15 protein-coding genes are annotated in these 16514 nt (G+C 28.8%); 7 read left to right on the top strand and 8 right to left on the bottom strand.

Features of this window, described 5'->3' with window-relative positions; translation table 11 throughout:
• Positions 1 to 771: a class I SAM-dependent methyltransferase gene (locus ACY2RW_RS10125; protein ID WP_490122607.1), complete on the top strand. Its 771-nt coding sequence runs from the start codon at positions 1 to 3 to the stop codon at positions 769 to 771.
• Here the strand turns inward: ACY2RW_RS10125 and ACY2RW_RS10120 are convergent, their stop codons facing one another.
• Positions 772 to 2061, bottom strand: coding sequence for a hypothetical protein (locus ACY2RW_RS10120; RefSeq protein ID WP_490122606.1), 1290 nt, complete (start codon positions 2059 to 2061; stop codon positions 772 to 774). It abuts the gene before it with no gap.
• Between the two features lie 76 nt (positions 2062 to 2137).
• Positions 2138 to 3145 carry an FAD:protein FMN transferase gene (locus ACY2RW_RS10115; protein ID WP_490122605.1) on the bottom strand — a complete coding sequence of 336 codons (1008 nt, stop codon included), beginning with the start codon at positions 3143 to 3145 and terminating at the stop codon, positions 2138 to 2140.
• Between the two features lie 102 nt (positions 3146 to 3247).
• Between ACY2RW_RS10115 and ACY2RW_RS10110 the strand changes: the two genes are divergently transcribed.
• The 3 genes from ACY2RW_RS10110 to ACY2RW_RS10100 all read left to right on the top strand — a co-directional run bounded on the left by ACY2RW_RS10110 (position 3248) and on the right by ACY2RW_RS10100 (position 5104).
• Positions 3248 to 4093 carry an OmpA/MotB family protein gene (locus tag ACY2RW_RS10110; RefSeq protein ID WP_490122604.1) on the top strand — a complete coding sequence of 282 codons (846 nt, stop codon included), beginning with the start codon at positions 3248 to 3250 and terminating at the stop codon, positions 4091 to 4093.
• 181 nt (positions 4094 to 4274) lie between these two features.
• Positions 4275 to 4664, top strand: a complete 390-nt coding sequence (locus tag ACY2RW_RS10105) for a helix-turn-helix domain-containing protein (protein WP_490122603.1) — start codon at positions 4275 to 4277, stop codon at positions 4662 to 4664.
• Positions 4665 to 4708: 44 nt separating this feature from the next.
• Entirely contained in the window at positions 4709 to 5104 is a 396-nt protein-coding gene (locus ACY2RW_RS10100) for a VOC family protein (protein WP_490122602.1), read from the top strand.
• A gap of 149 nt (positions 5105 to 5253) precedes the next feature.
• Here ACY2RW_RS10100 and ACY2RW_RS10095 read toward each other — a convergent pair whose 3' ends face one another.
• Positions 5254 to 7173 carry an ABC-F family ATP-binding cassette domain-containing protein gene (locus ACY2RW_RS10095; protein ID WP_490122601.1) on the bottom strand — a complete coding sequence of 640 codons (1920 nt, stop codon included), beginning with the start codon at positions 7171 to 7173 and terminating at the stop codon, positions 5254 to 5256.
• A 54-nt stretch (positions 7174 to 7227) separates the two neighbouring features.
• Here ACY2RW_RS10095 and ACY2RW_RS10090 point away from each other — a divergent pair, with 54 nt between their 5' ends.
• From ACY2RW_RS10090 to ACY2RW_RS10080, 3 genes are all read left to right on the top strand, one after another.
• The gene (locus tag ACY2RW_RS10090; RefSeq protein WP_490122600.1) at positions 7228 to 7608 is read left to right on the top strand and encodes a DUF983 domain-containing protein; all 381 of its coding nucleotides are present in this window, start codon (positions 7228 to 7230) and stop codon (positions 7606 to 7608) included.
• Between the two features lie 105 nt (positions 7609 to 7713).
• Positions 7714 to 9741 carry an ATP-binding protein gene (locus ACY2RW_RS10085; protein ID WP_490122599.1) on the top strand — a complete coding sequence of 676 codons (2028 nt, stop codon included), beginning with the start codon at positions 7714 to 7716 and terminating at the stop codon, positions 9739 to 9741.
• A complete protein-coding gene (locus ACY2RW_RS10080) occupies positions 9738 to 10370 on the top strand; it encodes a response regulator (protein ID WP_490122598.1) in 633 nt (210 codons plus the stop codon). The genes ACY2RW_RS10085 and ACY2RW_RS10080 overlap by 4 nt, the downstream gene beginning before the upstream one ends.
• A gap of 222 nt (positions 10371 to 10592) precedes the next feature.
• Here the strand turns inward: ACY2RW_RS10080 and ACY2RW_RS10075 are convergent, their stop codons facing one another.
• The 5 genes from ACY2RW_RS10075 to porK all read right to left on the bottom strand — a co-directional run bounded on the left by ACY2RW_RS10075 (position 10593) and on the right by porK (position 16448).
• Positions 10593 to 11633, bottom strand: a complete 1041-nt coding sequence (locus ACY2RW_RS10075) for an NAD(P)/FAD-dependent oxidoreductase (protein WP_490122597.1) — start codon at positions 11631 to 11633, stop codon at positions 10593 to 10595.
• A 311-nt stretch (positions 11634 to 11944) separates the two neighbouring features.
• Complete coding sequence (gene porN, locus ACY2RW_RS10070) at positions 11945 to 12799, bottom strand: type IX secretion system ring subunit PorN/GldN (RefSeq protein WP_490122596.1); 855 nt, start codon at positions 12797 to 12799, stop codon at positions 11945 to 11947.
• An 18-nt stretch (positions 12800 to 12817) separates the two neighbouring features.
• Entirely contained in the window at positions 12818 to 14347 is a 1530-nt protein-coding gene (porM, locus tag ACY2RW_RS10065) for a type IX secretion system motor protein PorM/GldM (RefSeq protein ID WP_490122595.1), read from the bottom strand.
• 45 nt (positions 14348 to 14392) lie between these two features.
• The gene (gene porL, locus ACY2RW_RS10060) at positions 14393 to 15037 is read right to left on the bottom strand and encodes a type IX secretion system motor protein PorL/GldL (RefSeq protein ID WP_490122594.1); all 645 of its coding nucleotides are present in this window, start codon (positions 15035 to 15037) and stop codon (positions 14393 to 14395) included.
• Between the two features lie 37 nt (positions 15038 to 15074).
• Positions 15075 to 16448, bottom strand: coding sequence for a T9SS ring complex lipoprotein PorK/GldK (gene porK / locus ACY2RW_RS10055; RefSeq protein WP_490122593.1), 1374 nt, complete (start codon positions 16446 to 16448; stop codon positions 15075 to 15077).
• Between the last annotated feature and the right edge of the window lie 66 nt (positions 16449 to 16514).

Raw genomic sequence — 16514 nt, 5'->3', positions numbered from 1 at the left:
GTGTCTATATTTAAATCCATATTAAACACTATACCAAGACCTTGGTTAATTAAGGTGAGTTACTTAGTTCGCCCAATAATTGCAATGTCTTTAAAAGGCGATAAATTTACAGATCCTATAGATGGAAAATCTTTTCGTAAATTTTTACCTTATGGATATGGAAAACAAAGAGAAAATGCACTTTCTCCTTCAACACTATCTTTAGAGAGACATCGTTTAATGTGGCTTTTTTTAAAAGATGAAACAGATTTTTTTACATCAACAAAAAAACTAAAAACCCTACACATTGCACCAGAACAATGTTTTTTAGATATTTTTAGGAAACAAAAAAATTTAGAATATATCACATCAGATTTAGAATCTCCAATTGCAGATGTAAAAGCGGATATCTGTAATTTACCTTTTGATGATAATTCTTTTGATATCATCTTTTGCAATCATGTTTTAGAACATATACCAGATGATACAAAAGCAATGCAAGAATTATTTAGAGTGATGAAAAAAGGTGGTTTTGGTATTTTTCAAATTCCACAAGACTTATCAAGAGCAACCACTTTTGAAGATGATTCTATCACAGACAAAAAAGAAAGAGCCAAAATTTTCGGGCAATATGACCATGTAAGAGTTTATGGTAGAGATTATTTTGACAAACTTCGTGCTGTTGGTTTTCAAGTAGATGAAATAGATTATACAAAAAAAATCGCTCCAGAAAAACTAGAACGATTTTGTTTGATGAAGAATGAAATTCTTCCTGTATGTTATAAGAAATAATTATTCTTTAGAGTTGTTTCTTAAAAAAACAGGTAGTTTTTCTAACTTTTCAGATCCTAAAATAATAACTCCATCTTGCTCAATCTGATAAGCGCCATTCTCTAATTTTGTTACTTTAGACAACCCTTTATAAGAACCAGATTCATCTTTTGCATCAGAAACTTTTGTTCCGTTTTGATTTATCCAAACCACTTCAGTTCCAGAAATTGCCTGAAATTTATTATTATGAAAAGCACCAATATATTGGTATTTAGAAGCCTCTATAAATTTACCATCTATAGAGCACAAAAATCCCTTTAAATCATACGTTTCTTCTCCAAACAAAGGATGAATGCCACCTCCTAAATGTCCGCCAAAACTATACCAAACTTTATTTATTTTAACTTCGCCATCTTTGTTGTATTTATCAATTTTATCAGACTTTTTTAAAGATTTTAACAACTCTTGTTCATTAGCAATTTTAATCGTTTTTTTAAGATTTAAATCGTACACAAAAGGCGCATAAGAATTATTTGGATAGGTTACTAAACGTCCATTTCCTCTAGGCAACATTACTTTTCCATAATGGGTAGATAGTGGGTTTATGTCTGATAGATTTGGCAATAAAAAACCTGTTTTATTATTGGTGTTAAAACAGTAAATTTTTGTTGGTTCAGTTTGTTTGTTTTGCATTAAAATAAAACCATCATATTGTATTGCTACTGGATATTCGTCTGCATTAACAATAATTTCTCCTTTATCGTTTATGACTCCAAACTTTCCTTTATCTTTAAATAAGGCTAAATTATTTTTATTAAAATTATATATGGAGTCTAGTTTTAAAGAAAGTGCGTCAGAGGTATTTTGCCATACAGTTTTTAAAGAATCTATTCTTTTAAGTTCTTTCTCTTTTTTAATACGTTCTTCTTCTAACCTTTTTTCTTCTGCTTCTTGCAATTCTATCTCCTCATCTATGGTTACAGACAATTCTAATTGATTTTCGTACTCTTCAGATTTTCTATTTTTTGCAAGTAAAAAATATTGTTTAGAATATTTTTTAGAAAGTTTATACTCCCCCAATTCAAAATATATTTCTGTACCTAATCTAGCAATTTTAGAATCTGTTATGGTATCCATATACTTCATTCCTTTTTCGAAAAGTACTTTGGCTTCTTTAAAATCGATACTTTCTTCTATGGCTTTTTCTGCTCTTTTTATATAAACACCAGCAATTTCATTTTTAGATTGCCCATTGGTTATAGTTATATTAAAAAAAAGCAAACATAAAAATGCAAGTAATATTTTCTTCATAGTAAAAATTAGTTGTTTTTAATAAGTAGGGATTGCAATATAACAAAATTAGTGATTATACAATGTATTATTCTACTCACTTATAGGTATAATTGGTATATTCTTGTAAATCTCCACTTTTATCAATATATAATAATATGACTTTTAAATTTTTATGCTTTTCTAAAAAAAGCTTTGTTTTTTCTAAACCCATAGCCATAAAAGTAGTTGCATAAGCATCTACATCTGCGCAATCTAAATTAGCTATAACAGAAGCACTTAGCAAATTGCTTTCTGTAGCATAACCTGTTTTTGGATTAATAGTATGCACAAACTTTTTACCCTCTTTGGTTACTCTAAATTTTCTGTAATTACCAGAAGTAGCCATAGATTTATTTGAAAGATTTATTGTTTTAAAACCATTATTAGTATCAGATTTAAGTGGATCTACCAATTTAATAAGCCAAGGTCTATCTTCTTGTTTTTTGCCTTTTGCTCTTATCTCTCCTCCTATTTCTACCAAATAATTGTGTATCTTTTTATCATCAAAAAATCTGGCAATAACATCTAAACCAAATCCTTTGGCTATAGAATTAAAGTCTAAATAAATAGTATTATACTTTTTATAAATTTTGTTATTCTTAAGAGTAACCATATCAAAACCCACAAGCTTCATCTGCTCTTTAACTTGTGCATCTGTCAAGTTATTTTTTTCTCTTTTAGGTCCAAAGCCCCAAGCATTTACTAAATTACCTACAGTTGGATCTAAATAACCATTGGTTTCTTTGTAAATTTTTTTTGATTTTTGAAAGACCTCTACAAACAAATCATCTACAATAACAGAAGAATCTCCTTTGTTAATTTTAGAAATATAAGACTCAGAAATATAGGTAGATAAAGATTTATTTACCAAATTAAATAGGCTGTCTATAGATTTTTGATAATTCTTTGTTGCTTGTAAATAAGTAATTTTATAAGTGGTTCCAAAAACATTTCCTTTTAAAGTATAATCATTTAACTTTATTTCTTTTTTACAACTAAATAAAGCTAATAAAAAAGTAAGAAAAATAACTTTTAAAACAGATATGGTTATCTTTTTAATCATAAAACAAAAATAGTGCATAAAGTTTTCATAAAAAAAAGCTATTTACCACTTTTGTTAATACATTTTGTTAAATTTGTGAACTGAATTTAATTTTTAATAAAAATGAAAAAAGTATCACTTGTATTATTGTTAACAATTTTAATAAGTTCTTGTGTTTCTAAAAAAGAATATGCTGCTTTAGAACAAAAACACGAAAAAACAGAAGCAGAGTTGCTTGCAGTTAAAACCAACTTACAAAAATGTTTAATTGAAAAAGAGAAAGAAGACACTAGAGTCTTTGCTCTTGAGGAACAAGTAAAATATTTAAAGCAAGACAAAAAACAAGCTTTAAAACAAGTTGAAAATTTAACTGTTTTAACACAGTCTTCTTCAGATAACATTAAAAATGTTATTTCTCAACTAAGTGAAAAAGATAAGTATATTAATGGAGTAAGAAAAGCGATGACTCAAAAAGACTCGTTAAACTTAGCTATTAAATACCACTTAACTAAAAACTTAACAGAAGGTATACAAGATAAAGATATAGAAGTAAATGTTGAAAAAACGGTTGTTTTTATCTCTATTTCTGATAAATTATTATTTAAAAGTGGAAGTTACAACGTAACTGAAAATGCATATACTGTTTTAGAAAAAATTGCAAAAGTAATTAACGACCAACCAAAGATGGAAGTTATGATTGAAGGTCATACAGATTCTAAATCTATTAAAACTGAATTTTTACAAGACAACTGGGATTTGTCTGCAATGAGAGCAACTTCTATTACAAGAATTTTACAATACAAATTTGGTGTTAAGCCACAAAGGTTAATTGCTGCTGGTAGAAGCCAATATGTTCCTTTAGTTGCCAATGACAGTCCAGAAAATATGGCAAAAAACAGAAGAACAAAAATTATTATCATGCCTAAATTAAATCAATTCTTTGATTTGTTAGAGCAAGATGCTGAGTAATTTTTCTGCTTTTTAAAAAAAACTAAAGCCATCTGATTTTTCAGATGGTTTTTTTGTTTTGCTTAGGTACAAATACCTATTGATTTTCTCGTTATAAAAATATAACTTCGCTAACTCATCATAAAGTGAATTAAAACTCACCTTATCATTAGAGTTGGCAGTAATGTAGGAAAACGAAATAATGACATCTTACGAAAGAGAAATAAATAGAATTAACAATATTATTTACTCAAACAAAGAGCAAATAGAAACTGTAATTGGTGTTCGGAATTATATTGATAACAACTATGACTCTGATTTGAATTTGGATTTATTATCTCATTTACGCTTTATTTCCAAGTTCCATTTATTACGCTTATTTAAAAAACATTATGGTCAAACACCAAGACAATACTTAATAGACAAGAGGATTGAAAAATCTAAAGAACATCTAAAAAATGGAATATCGGTAACTGAAACCTGTTTTGCTGTTGGATTTGAAAGTTTAGGTTCCTTTAGTACTTTATTTAAAACTAAAACAGGAAAATCACCAAGTGAATTTCGAAATGAGCAACTTTCAAGAAGTAAATAATATCAAAAGTTCTCAACTTTGAAAAACAATAAAAAATATCAAAGATGAAAGTAACACTAATTAGCATTCCCGTTCGAGACCAAGAAAAAGCATTAAAATTTTATACGGAAATACTTGGTTTCATAATAAAGAAAGACAAACCATTAGAAGGCGGAAATAGATGGGTAACTTTAGTTTCAAAAGAAGCTCAAGACGGACCAGAATTATTATTAGAACCAGGACCAAATCATTTTGAACCTTGTAAAATCTATCAAGATGCACTGATGGAAGCTGGAATTCCACACACTCAATTCAATGTTGAAAATGTTGATACGGAATATGAAAAATTGACAAAACTTGGAGTAGAATTCAGCATAAAACCATCAAAAATGGGAACGTGGAAATATGCAGTATTTAACGATACCTGTGGGAATAATATTGAATTAGTAGAAGACTTATAAAAAACACTACTGCCAACACCGTTTATAATTAATTGCTATGGCAAGTGCTTATTTGGAAAATTCCTTCGGAATTTTCTCTGGCAAGTTTTTGTTTACTAAATTAGAAGCTTAAACACGCCATTAATTATATACAAAACCGTTAGCGAACATTAAGAAAAACTAGAAACCAAATCTTCTACTTTTTCCCATTCTTCCATAAGTGTATCTAGCTTTGCTTTTTTAGCTTTGTATTTCTCAAAAAAATTAGGTCTTGCAGCAACTTCATCATAATTTTCAGCCAATTCTAAGTCTATTTTTTCAATTTCTTTTTCTAAGTCTGCAATTTCAGTTTCTATATTAGACAGTTTATTATTAAGTTTTTTTAATTCCTTTTCTTGCTCTCTAGAAAGTTTATGTGCTTCTTTTTTAGAAGTATCTTTCTCAACTTTTACAACCGTTTTCTTTTCTGCTTCTCGCAAACTTTCCATTTTATGTTGCTCTAAAAAATAGTCTATATCACCTAAATATTCTTTAATTTCTTTGTCTTTAAAGCCATACACAGTGGTTGTTAATCCTTGTAAAAACTCTCTATCATGAGAAACAACAATTAAAGTTCCATTAAAATTATTTAAAGCTTCTTTTAAAACTGTTTTAGATGCAATGTCTAAGTGGTTTGTAGGCTCATCCATAATAAGCACATTAAATGGTTGTAGCAATAATTTACAAAGCGCTAACCTGTTTCTTTCTCCTCCAGAAAGTACTTTCGCTTTTTTATCTACAGCATCTCCACCAAATAAAAAAGAACCCAACATGTCTCTAACACGCATTCTGTTAGAGTCTGTAGCTGCATCTTCCATAATTTCCAGAACCGTTTTTTCTGGTGGTAAATATTCTGATTGATTCTGAGCAAAATACCCAACTTCTACATTATGACCGAGTTTTAAATGCCCTTCAAAAGGAATTTCTCCCACCATCATTTTAGCTAAAGTAGATTTTCCTTGTCCATTTTGCCCAACAAATGCAATTTTGCTATTCCTTTCTATCAATAAATCTACACCTTCTAAAACATGTTTATCTCCATAACTTTTACAAAGATTTTCTGCTTCTACAATAATTTTACCAGGTTCTTTAGAAATGGCGAAACGCACATTCATAGCTGCATTATCATCTTGATCTACTTCAATCAACTCAACTTTATCCAATTGCTTCATTAAAGATTGTGCCATAGATGCTTTACTAGCTTTTGCTTTAAATTTATTAATTAAATGTTGTTTTTGTTTGATTTCTTTTTCTTGATTTTTCTGAGCCTGCAATTGTTTTTCTTTGATTTCTCCTCTTAATAACAAGAATTGAGAATAAGGCTTTTTGTAATCGTAAATCTGACCTAAAGAAATTTCTATAGTTCTGTTGGTTACATTATCTAAAAACATTTTATCATGAGAAACCAATACAATTGCACCTGCGTAAGATTTTAAGAAGTTTTCTAACCATATAATAGATTCGATATCTAAGTGGTTTGTAGGCTCATCTAAAAGTAAAATATCATTATTTTGTAAAAGTAATTTTGCCAATTCTATACGCATTCTCCATCCACCAGAAAAGGTATCTGTAAGCTTGTCAAAATCTTCTCTTTGAAAACCTAAACCTTGTAAAATTTTCTCTGTATCTCCTTGATAATTATAACCTCCTAAAAGTTCGTAACGTTCTGTTTTATCTGTTAAATCATGAATTAATTGTGTATAACCTTCACTTTCATAATCTGTTCTTGTAGCTAATTGCTCGTTTATTGTATCTAGTTCTAATTCTATTGCTTTTATTTCTTCAAAAGCTTGGTAAGCTTCTTCTAAAATAGTTCTTCCTTGTACAAAATCTATATCTTGTCTTAAAAAACCAATTTTTACATCTTTATCAAATGCCATTGTTCCTCCACTACTTTCTATGTCTTTAGAAAGCACTTTTAAGAGTGTAGATTTTCCTGCACCGTTTTTACCAATTAAACCAATTCTATCTCCTTTATTTAGTTTAAATGTAATGCCAGAAAACAGATCTGTTCCCATAAAGGAAACCGTTAAATTATGTACGTTTAACATTTATATTATGTAAATTTGTGGTCTGCAAAACTAACTAAAAAAAAGCAGTTACAAATGCTTAAAAAGGGATCTAAATTTTACAGTGTTTTTAAAGGAAAATGTCCTAAGTGCCAAGAAGGTAATTTTTTTAAATATAATTTTACTTTTAACCCTTCTAAAATTACAAAACTACATGATAATTGCCCAAACTGTAATTTAAAATACATGTTAGAACCTTCTTTTTTTTATGGTGCCATGTATGTAAATTACGGTATAACAGTAGCTTTGTCTATCATTATATTTATAGTTAGTAAACTTATTTTCAACCTTACTTTAGTACAAAGTTTTGTATTTATTATTATAGCTTTGTTTGTTTTAGCTCCTGTTAATTTACGTTTATCTAGAATTCTTTGGATAAATATGTTTGTTGCTTATGACAACAAAAAACAACATTAACTCATAGATTATTAAGCTTTTATATTTTACAATTTTTCATATTTGGGTATTAATACGATGGTATTTACACGTATTTTATAGATATTTGTATTTCAACCAACCAAAATGAAAAAAATTAGATTATTTCTTTTTTTAATATTTTTTAGCGGACATTTTTATGCTCAAAAAAAAGAGGCATACTTTCAAAAAATTATTGATACCACTAAAAATAAAGAGCTAAAACTGGCCTCTTTAGATAGTTTAATTTATAATCATAGAGAGCAAAAAGATTTAAATAAATTTGCTGATAGACTAGAAAAATATGTAGATCTAGCAATAGAACTTGGTAAATATGACGAAGCTTTTGAATTTACTATTAGAGGTTTTTACAATGTTAACAACAGATTAAATCAAAAAAAAAGAGCTCTTAAACTAATTGAGAAAGTAGAAAAATATAAAGATAAAATAACTGATTCTTATCTTATTGGTGGTTTTTATGTAAAAAAAGCAGCTTCTTATTCTGGTACCAAAGAGTATGAAAAATCTATAGAAAATTATACAAAAGCAATAGAAAATTATTCTAACAAAGATTCTGCATATATAGCAGACGCCATTTATTTTAGAGGAAATCAAAAGTTTAGTAATGGTAATTATTTAAATGCAATTCAAGACTACCAATTAGCGTCTAAATATTACGAAAATATTGGAGACAAACAATATTATTTTTATACAAAAGCAAGTATTATTAGTGTGTATGGTGTTAATGGTTTTGACAAAAAAACCATTGATGAGAGAGAAAAATTAATACAGAAAAAAATAAACGAGAACTATACTTCTGGACTTTATCTAGACTATTACAATCAATCTTTAAACTATAAAAAACTTGATAGCACCAAACTGCAAGAACAATCTCTATTAAAATCTAACGAGATTGTATCTAAATTAGGTGAAGGTGAAGTAAATCAAAATCATTTGCTTATATTAAAGAGTACAATTTCTAGCTTCTATTCTCTTCAAAATAATTTACCAAAAGCAAAAAAATTTTTAGATGAAGCTGAAAATGCTTATCAAAAAATTAATAAGCAAAGTATTTATGCCTCAGAATACTTAAGGGCAAAAGCCAGATATTATTTTAAATTAAAAAAATATAATATTGCCATAAAATTAGCTAACGATTCTTATAATATTGCCAAAAAAACTGCAAGTGTAACTTCTATGATGTATAGCAGCGAATTACTTTCCGATATTTACTCAAGCATTGGAAATGATAAAAACTCTTTACGTTTTTATCAAAAATACAGCAAAATTAAAGACTCTATTTTTAGTGTCTCTAAAACAAATGCGTTTTCTTATTATCAAACATTATATGAAACCGAAAAAAAAGAGAAAGAAATTAATGCACAAAAAGCATCTATAGAAATTTTAGATAAAGAAAACAAAGCAAAACAAAGATTATTATTATTTGGTGGCTTAGGTTTGGTTTTTCTTTTTACATTGATTTACTTGTATAGAAATAAGGTTCTATCAGAAAAGAAGAGAAAAATGCAAGAAGAATACTCACAAAAACTATTAATTTCTCAAGAAGAAGAACGTAAAAGAATTTCTAAAGATTTGCATGATAGTTTAGGGCAAAGTTTATTGCTTATTAAAAATAAAGTTTCTTTAAAAGACGACTCTAAAACCAAAGAATTGGTTAACAACGCTATAGAAGAAATGAGAAGTATTTCTAGAGTTTTACATCCTTTTCAGTTAGAAGAAATTGGTATTTCTAGAGCTTTAGAAAATTTAATTACTCAATTAGATGAAAACTATAAAGACATCTTTATATTTGGAGATATAGATAATATAGAAGGTTTATTAGAAACAGTTCAAGAAGTAAATCTTTTTAGAATTGTACAAGAGTGTTTGTCTAATATTATTAAGCATGCAAAAGCAGATTCTACTAAAATAACCTTAATAAACAACAAGAAAAATATTATTTTAACGATTAAAGACAATGGAATTGGTTTTGATTTTTCTGAAAAATATAACGACTTTAAAAGTTTGGGTTTAAAAACAATTAAAGAGCGTGTTAAATTTTTAAAAGGAACTTTGAAAATCGATTCTGAAAAAGATAAAGGAACCACTTTTACTATTCAATTTCCATTAGTTTGAAAAATTTAAAAATTTTTATTGCAGATGATCATCCTATATTGTTAAAAGGATTAGAAGATCTATTGCTTGAAAAACAGTTTAAAGTGGTTGGAAAAGCTACAGATGGACAAAGTGCTTTAAATTTTATTACAAAAAACAAACCAGATATTGCCATTTTAGATGTGCAAATGCCACTAAAAACAGGAATAGAAATAGCCAAAGAGTGTAAAAAAAATAAAATTGAAACTAAAATTGTTCTAATTACACTCTACAAAGAAATTGATTTGTATTTAATGGCTAAAAAAATTGGTGTTTATGGTTACATCTTAAAAGAATTTGCTTTAGATGAAATTGAGAATTGTATAGAATCTGTTTCTGAAAACATCCCTTATTTTAGTGAGAAACTAAAAAAACATATAGGTTTTACAGAGGAATCTAAACAAATATTAAAAGATTTAACACTTTCAGAAAAAAGAATTTTAAAACTAATTTCTCAGCACAAAACAAATAAAGAAATTGGACGCTTGTTGTTTATTTCTTCTAGAACTGTAGAAAAGCATAGAAGTAAAATAATACTAAAATTAGATTTACCTCATGATACTGGCTCTTTGCTAACATGGGTTTTAAAGAACAAACACTTATTTAATTAGGGTATCTATACCTAACGTTTTTTCACTTTATTTCTTGAGATTTGCAATACACAATCAAAACTTAAATTTTTGAAATTATGCTACTCAACTTTATTTCAAAAAAAATTGCTAATTATAGACAAAGAAGACAGTTTAGAAAACAACGTAGAAGAGCTAATTCTATAAAAAGAATAAGGTATTATATTTCTGAACATGAAAAAGTAATCAATTATAAAGAGAGCACTAGATAAACCTATTAATATCTATTTCTTTATCTAAAGGTTCGTTATTTTCTAGATAATTAAAAAGATTTTTAGCTACAGTTGGTGCTATCATTACTCCACGAGTTCCTAAACCATTTAATACAATTAGTTGAGAATGTTCTGGGTGTTTACCCACCAAAGGTCTTCTACCTGCAACTGTGGGTCTTATTCCTGCAGTTTGGTCTACTATTATAAAAGGAATATTAATTACTTTTTTAAGTTTTTCTATCAACTCTTCTTTTCCTTCTTTTGAAGGATTAGAGGTTTTGTCTGTCCAATTAAAAGTAGCTCCAACTTTGTAATGATTATTGCCTAATGGAAGCACAAACAATGTAGATTTTAATAAAAAATCGATTTCCAATTCTGGAGCATAAATAGTTAACAGCTCTCCTTTTGCTTCATTTAAAGGTAAGTAGTTAAAATACGGATTTTGTTTGATGCCAAATCCTTCACAAAAAACAATTCTTTTGGCGTGGATATTTTTATAAACCAACCCTTTTTCTTCTAATACTATTTGTTGATGTTTAAATTGCTGGAAATAGATTAAATTTTTATCTGCCAAATATTTTCTGTAAGCTTCTACTAATTTTTTAGTGTCTATTCTACCTGCATTTTTTACATTTCCAAAATTAAAATCTGCAATTACTCCTTTGTAGTTATTATGATCTAACTTTGCATCTAAATAATCTACTAATTTCGGGTTGTCTAAAACAGAAAACCAATTATTTTGATCTTCTATAGATTTAAAAGCTTTTTTAATCGTAAATTTTTCGTCTATAGATATGTTTAACTTTTTTTCTAGATGTTCGTAAAAAGGTAGTGCAATTTCTAATTGTGCAGTAGCATTCCAAACTGGTGTAAATCTTTTTAAAATAACAGGATTATAAACACCACCAGCTACTAAAGAAGAGGTTTGAGAGTCATCTTCAAAAACTACAAAAGTTTTCTTAGCTGCAATGAGTTCTTCGCAAAATGCAAGACCAGCTAATCCTAAACCAACTATGATATAATCTACTTCCATAGGACAAAAATACGCAAGTTTACCTTTATTTTTCTTAGTATTCTAACAAGTTTGCAAACTGGCTTAACTCAAATTAAACTGAGTTTTTGAACTCATTTTTAATTGTCAGTTCGAGTAAATTTGTGAAGAATAAACAAACTTGTACCAAAAATAAGACTAAAACAAGTTTTGCACAAGAAGCAGGAAATAGATTCCATAAAAAAACGCTAGCTTTCGCTAACGTTTGTATTGTATATTTTATGGTTTCCTGTTTATAAAGAAGTGAAAACTTTAATTGAATGACGAGCTGAAACTCGTGCAACTTTTTTCAATTAATAGTTCCACATATCCATTTCTCGATTTCTAATATCTTCTTTAATTTTGTTAGCTTCTAGCAATTGAAATAAAGAATTACCACGAACATAATCTTCTATAGCTCTGTTACCATAAATATTTTCTTCTCTAACAATGGTTGAGCTAAATCTTCTAGCATTTAACATGTGATCGAATGAAATAGGTTGTGATGCATTTTTAGGGTTGAATACTTTTGCATCGTGTAAAACTTCTCTTGTAGATGGGTAAAATACCCAGAATAATTCGTATAAATTATCGTCTTCTATATCTTCTACACCAATAGTTTGTACATCTTTACCCATTGGTGCTAATGCCAATAGTCTGTACTTTAATTCTCCTTGACGTTTGTCAAAATACCACATTCCTTTAATCATATACCCTTCTACATCTTGTGTTTGAAGATTAAGAGTGTCTGTATAACCGTTTTCTTCTCTAATACTTACCAATCTAGAATCAATTTCATTTTGAGTGATTTTTGAAGTAAAGAAAGAGTCTGAGTAAGCGTCTTTAATTTTACCTTGTTTGATTCCTTTAATTAAAGTATCGAACAGAGATCTTCTATCACTAGAAATATTAGTGGTATCTATTGGAAAGTAATAAGGCAAGTTTATCTTTTGATTTAAATCGATAAATTCCCAAACTACTTTAGACCACATTACGTCTCTATCGTCTACATATCCGTAAGGAATAGGACCATCATTATCTGCAGCTAATTGCTGTTGACTTTTTACACCTATTTGATCTACACTTTTCGCATTCAATAAATTGGCTTGCGCATGTATTGAGCTACTTAGTAGTAAAGTGAAAAATAGTATGAAACAATTTTTAATCATATTTTATTTTTTTAACTTCTAGTTTGTTACTTCTATATTAACTGGCAAAACTCTTTTTAAATTGTATCCATTAGCTTTGGCTTTGATAGCGTAAATATTTACGATATCTCCTCTTTTTGCTTTTGATAGTTTTTGTTTGGCAGCTGCAGTTAATGTTGAACCATTTACAACAATGGTTAATTGTCCTGGTATTTTTATTTTGAAGCCTGTTACTTTAATATTTAAATCGAATTCAAAATCTGGAATACCAGCAGTTATAGGAGCTCTAGCTAATGCAGATTTTGGCATTCTAACAGTACCAAATTGTCCTCTAACCATTCCAGTAGCTGCAGGGATGTCTTTTATTCTAAATGTTGCTTTAGAGGTTACTGTTTTACCACTACTTAGTTTTGCGCTTACGTTTATTGTAGCAATATTACCAGCTCCAGGTCTTATTATAAAACCTTTACCTCTTTTTGTTAATTTACCACCTGAAGCAGAAACTCTTAAATCGTTTGCACCAACTCCTGGTAAAGACACAGATATTGGATTGTCTAAACCACGATATACCACATTCATTTTATCTGCAGATACAACTGCACTACTTGGTTCTGCAATTACAGAGTATTTACTTTCAAAATTTACTGGAACATCTTTTCCATTTTCTGTAAAGAAAATTGTTCCTTTTATAGTTTTTTCTCCAACATTACCTGCTGGCATATCTATAATAACTTGACCGTCTTTTACTTTATCTGTAGCATCTTTTCCATTTAAGGTAACTTTGTTTGGCACTAAAGTTGCGTCATAACGTCCTAAAACTACTTGACCTGTGACCTTCTCTCCAGCAAAATAGGCAGTTTTATTTAAACTTACTATACCTTCATAGTTGTTTAAAGATAGAGCTTCTTCTATTTTACCTCCTAATAAATCTGCAACAATATCTGCTTCTGTATTTTTAACATCGGCTTGCATTTGAGTAATATTTGTAAGAGAGGCTACTAAAGGAAAACCTTTAAACCTATAATCTAACCAATCAATTGTTTTCCCATCTCTATTTTCCTCAGGTTCTGTTGAAAATCTTTTATTTAAAATTGGTACAAATTTGCTATCATTTCCTAAAACACTTATAACATTTCTTCTGTAACCATTAATTTTGTCTAAAAACTCTTGTCCTTCTGCAGTATAATTATCTCCTTTAAAAAAATATTCATCTAGAAAGTCTGTTTTATCCATTCTTTCATAATCTTTCTTATCTTCTACATCTGCAGTCATTTTAGTTTTTAAATCACCTAAATATGTATAAAAATCAGATGAATATCCTTTAATTTTATCTGCTTGTTTTTTTAATGGTCCAAATTTTGCAGCTTGTTCAGAAGCTTTTCTTGCTAAATTAGCATAGGCTTCATTATTTTTTTCTGTAGTAGATTTATTGTTTTCTACCAATTTTTCATTCATAAAACCAAAAGCAGATAATACTTCTTTACTCATATTTAATGCTAACATTGCAATAAATACAAGATACATTAAGTTAATCATCTTCTGCCTTGCAGACATTTTTCCTGACGCCATTCTAATTAGTTTTTAATTTGTTAAACATTTATTTTTAACTAATTATTATTTTGAAGACATTGCAGAAAGCATACCTCCATAAACTCCGTTTAAAGATGACATATTTTTTGCTAAAGCATCCATTTGTTCTTTTAATCTTTCTGTATTTTCTACAACAGCAGTGTTTAATTCTGCTTGTTTGCTAGAGTTTTCTACTTGTATTCTATATAAATTGTTTAAAGACTCCATTTGTAAGGCAGCTTTAGACATTTCTTCGTTATATTTATTGGTAGAAGCTACAGATTCTGATGCTGCAGACAAACCTTCTGCTGCACTTTGAAAGTTTTTCATACTGCTTCCTAAGCTTTCCATTAAGCTTGAGTCTATTTTTGCTTCTTGTAATAAATTGTCTAATTTTTGAGACAACATACCATCTGCACCTAGTTTTTTATCATCATTGTCTGATGATATTCCAGCATCTCCTAACTCTGGATATACTTTAGACCAATCTAAATCTTCGTCTGGTGTATCAAAAGCAGATATAAAAAATACAATTGCTTCTGCAATTAAACCTACTGTTAACATCATACCTCCAGTTATTCCAAAAATTTCGATATGCTGAATTTTAAATAAAGCTCCAATAATTACAATTGCTGCTCCAATTCCGTAAACGAAATTCATGTTTCTTTTGTATGCTCTTGACTGTGCCATAATATCTATTTTTAAAAATTTAGGGTTTTAAGTAAATTTATTTATTTGTTGTACCAATGTAGTTTTGTACAGTTCTAAAGCCTATGTAACTTCTTGCTGTATCTGCGTATTCAAAATCTCTAGAACCAACTTCTAAGAAATACGCAACGTCTTTCCAAGAACCTCCTCTAATTATTTTTCTTTTATTTTTTCTATCTTCTACATTTGGATTCATTGTAGATGCCATATAGTAAGAAGATAAGTTGTAAGCTGAATTTGTCCATTCAGAAACATTCCCAGCCATATTATATAAACCATAATCATTGGCATTAAAAGATTTTGCTTCCATTGTATACAAAGCACCATCTACTGCATAATTACCTCTTACTGGTTTAAAGTTGGCTAAGAAACATCCTCTATCACTAGTTGTACCTCCTGTACCCCAAGGATATGTTGCAAATTCTAAACCTCCTCTTGCTGCATACTCCCATTCTGCCTCTGTTGGTAATCTAAAATCAGGAACAGATGTTGCATTTTTTCTGCCTCTTAAATAATCGTTTTTCTTTTTTGTTCTCCAGTTACAAAATGCGTTTGCTTGCCCCCAAGTAACTCCTACTACAGGATAATCTCCATAAGATTGATGGTAAAAATAATCTTGGTGCATTGGATCATTATAAGAATAATTGAAATCTTTTACCCAAACTGTTGTATCTGGATAGATATTTAAAACTTCCGTTTTTACAAAATCTTTTCTATTACCACCTTTTCTTGCTGCATTGTCTCTATCAAACCAAGAGTATCTGTATTTTAAAAACTTTGTATTAAAAGTTCTGATACCATCTACTGCTTCTTCTCTAGGTATATATAAAGAATCCATAACCTCTACATAGTCTACATCAGGAAAATCTTCTTTTTTCCAAATAATATCTGCATCCCAATTTAAAGGTTTTATAGAATCTATACCATCTCCTAAACTCCAGTAGTTTTCGTACATGTATTTTTGGTAGGCTGTAGCATCTGTTGTGTCTGCAACTGCGAATTTAAATTCATGTATACCTCCAGAAAGAGGTGTACCATCAGGATTTGCTGTACTAGACATTTCTGCAAATTCTTGTTGGTATCCTAACCTTGTTCTAACTACAGAGTCTCTAACCCAATATACAAACTCTTTATATTCATTGTTTGTAATTTCTGTTTCATCCATGTAATAAGGTCTAACAGTTACTGTTTTAGGTGGTGTATTTAGTGTACCTAGAACATCTTGATCTTGTTTACCCATTGTAAAAGAACCTCCAGGAATTAAAGCCATCCCAAATGGTTTTTCTGAAAACCACTTCTTTTTCACTTTTACTCCCACCAATTCTCCTCTATCATTAGAGCCACAACTATAAATAACTGCTATTAAAAGTGCAAATACTGCTGCTTTTTTCATATTGTAATATATCTTTACTAAAAAGTTCGTAAACCTATTATTTTTTTTGCTAAAAAACAATCTTGA

This window comes from Polaribacter sp. 2305UL8-11, assembly GCF_058147165.1.
The sequence above is the reverse complement of the archived record's forward strand: the minus strand, read 5'-3'. Positions and strand labels throughout refer to the sequence as shown.

Bases quoted from the DNA above. Each gene is read 5' to 3' on its own strand.
- ACY2RW_RS10120 (WP_490122606.1), bottom strand. From the start codon at position 2,061: ATGAAGAAAATATTACTTGCATTTTTATGTTTGCTTTTTTTTAATATA.
- ACY2RW_RS10115 (WP_490122605.1), bottom strand. From the start codon at position 3,145: ATGATTAAAAAGATAACCATATCTGTTTTAAAAGTTATTTTTCTTACT.
- ACY2RW_RS10110 (WP_490122604.1), top strand. From the start codon at position 3,248: ATGAAAAAAGTATCACTTGTATTATTGTTAACAATTTTAATAAGTTCT.
- ACY2RW_RS10105 (WP_490122603.1), top strand. From the start codon at position 4,275: ATGACATCTTACGAAAGAGAAATAAATAGAATTAACAATATTATTTAC.
- ACY2RW_RS10100 (WP_490122602.1), top strand. From the start codon at position 4,709: ATGAAAGTAACACTAATTAGCATTCCCGTTCGAGACCAAGAAAAAGCA.
- ACY2RW_RS10095 (WP_490122601.1), bottom strand. From the start codon at position 7,173: ATGTTAAACGTACATAATTTAACGGTTTCCTTTATGGGAACAGATCTG.
- ACY2RW_RS10090 (WP_490122600.1), top strand. From the start codon at position 7,228: ATGCTTAAAAAGGGATCTAAATTTTACAGTGTTTTTAAAGGAAAATGT.
- ACY2RW_RS10085 (WP_490122599.1), top strand. From the start codon at position 7,714: ATGAAAAAAATTAGATTATTTCTTTTTTTAATATTTTTTAGCGGACAT.
- ACY2RW_RS10075 (WP_490122597.1), bottom strand. From the start codon at position 11,633: ATGGAAGTAGATTATATCATAGTTGGTTTAGGATTAGCTGGTCTTGCA.
- porN (WP_490122596.1), bottom strand. From the start codon at position 12,799: ATGATTAAAAATTGTTTCATACTATTTTTCACTTTACTACTAAGTAGC.
- porM (WP_490122595.1), bottom strand. From the start codon at position 14,347: ATGGCGTCAGGAAAAATGTCTGCAAGGCAGAAGATGATTAACTTAATG.
- porL (WP_490122594.1), bottom strand. From the start codon at position 15,037: ATGGCACAGTCAAGAGCATACAAAAGAAACATGAATTTCGTTTACGGA.
- porK (WP_490122593.1), bottom strand. From the start codon at position 16,448: ATGAAAAAAGCAGCAGTATTTGCACTTTTAATAGCAGTTATTTATAGT.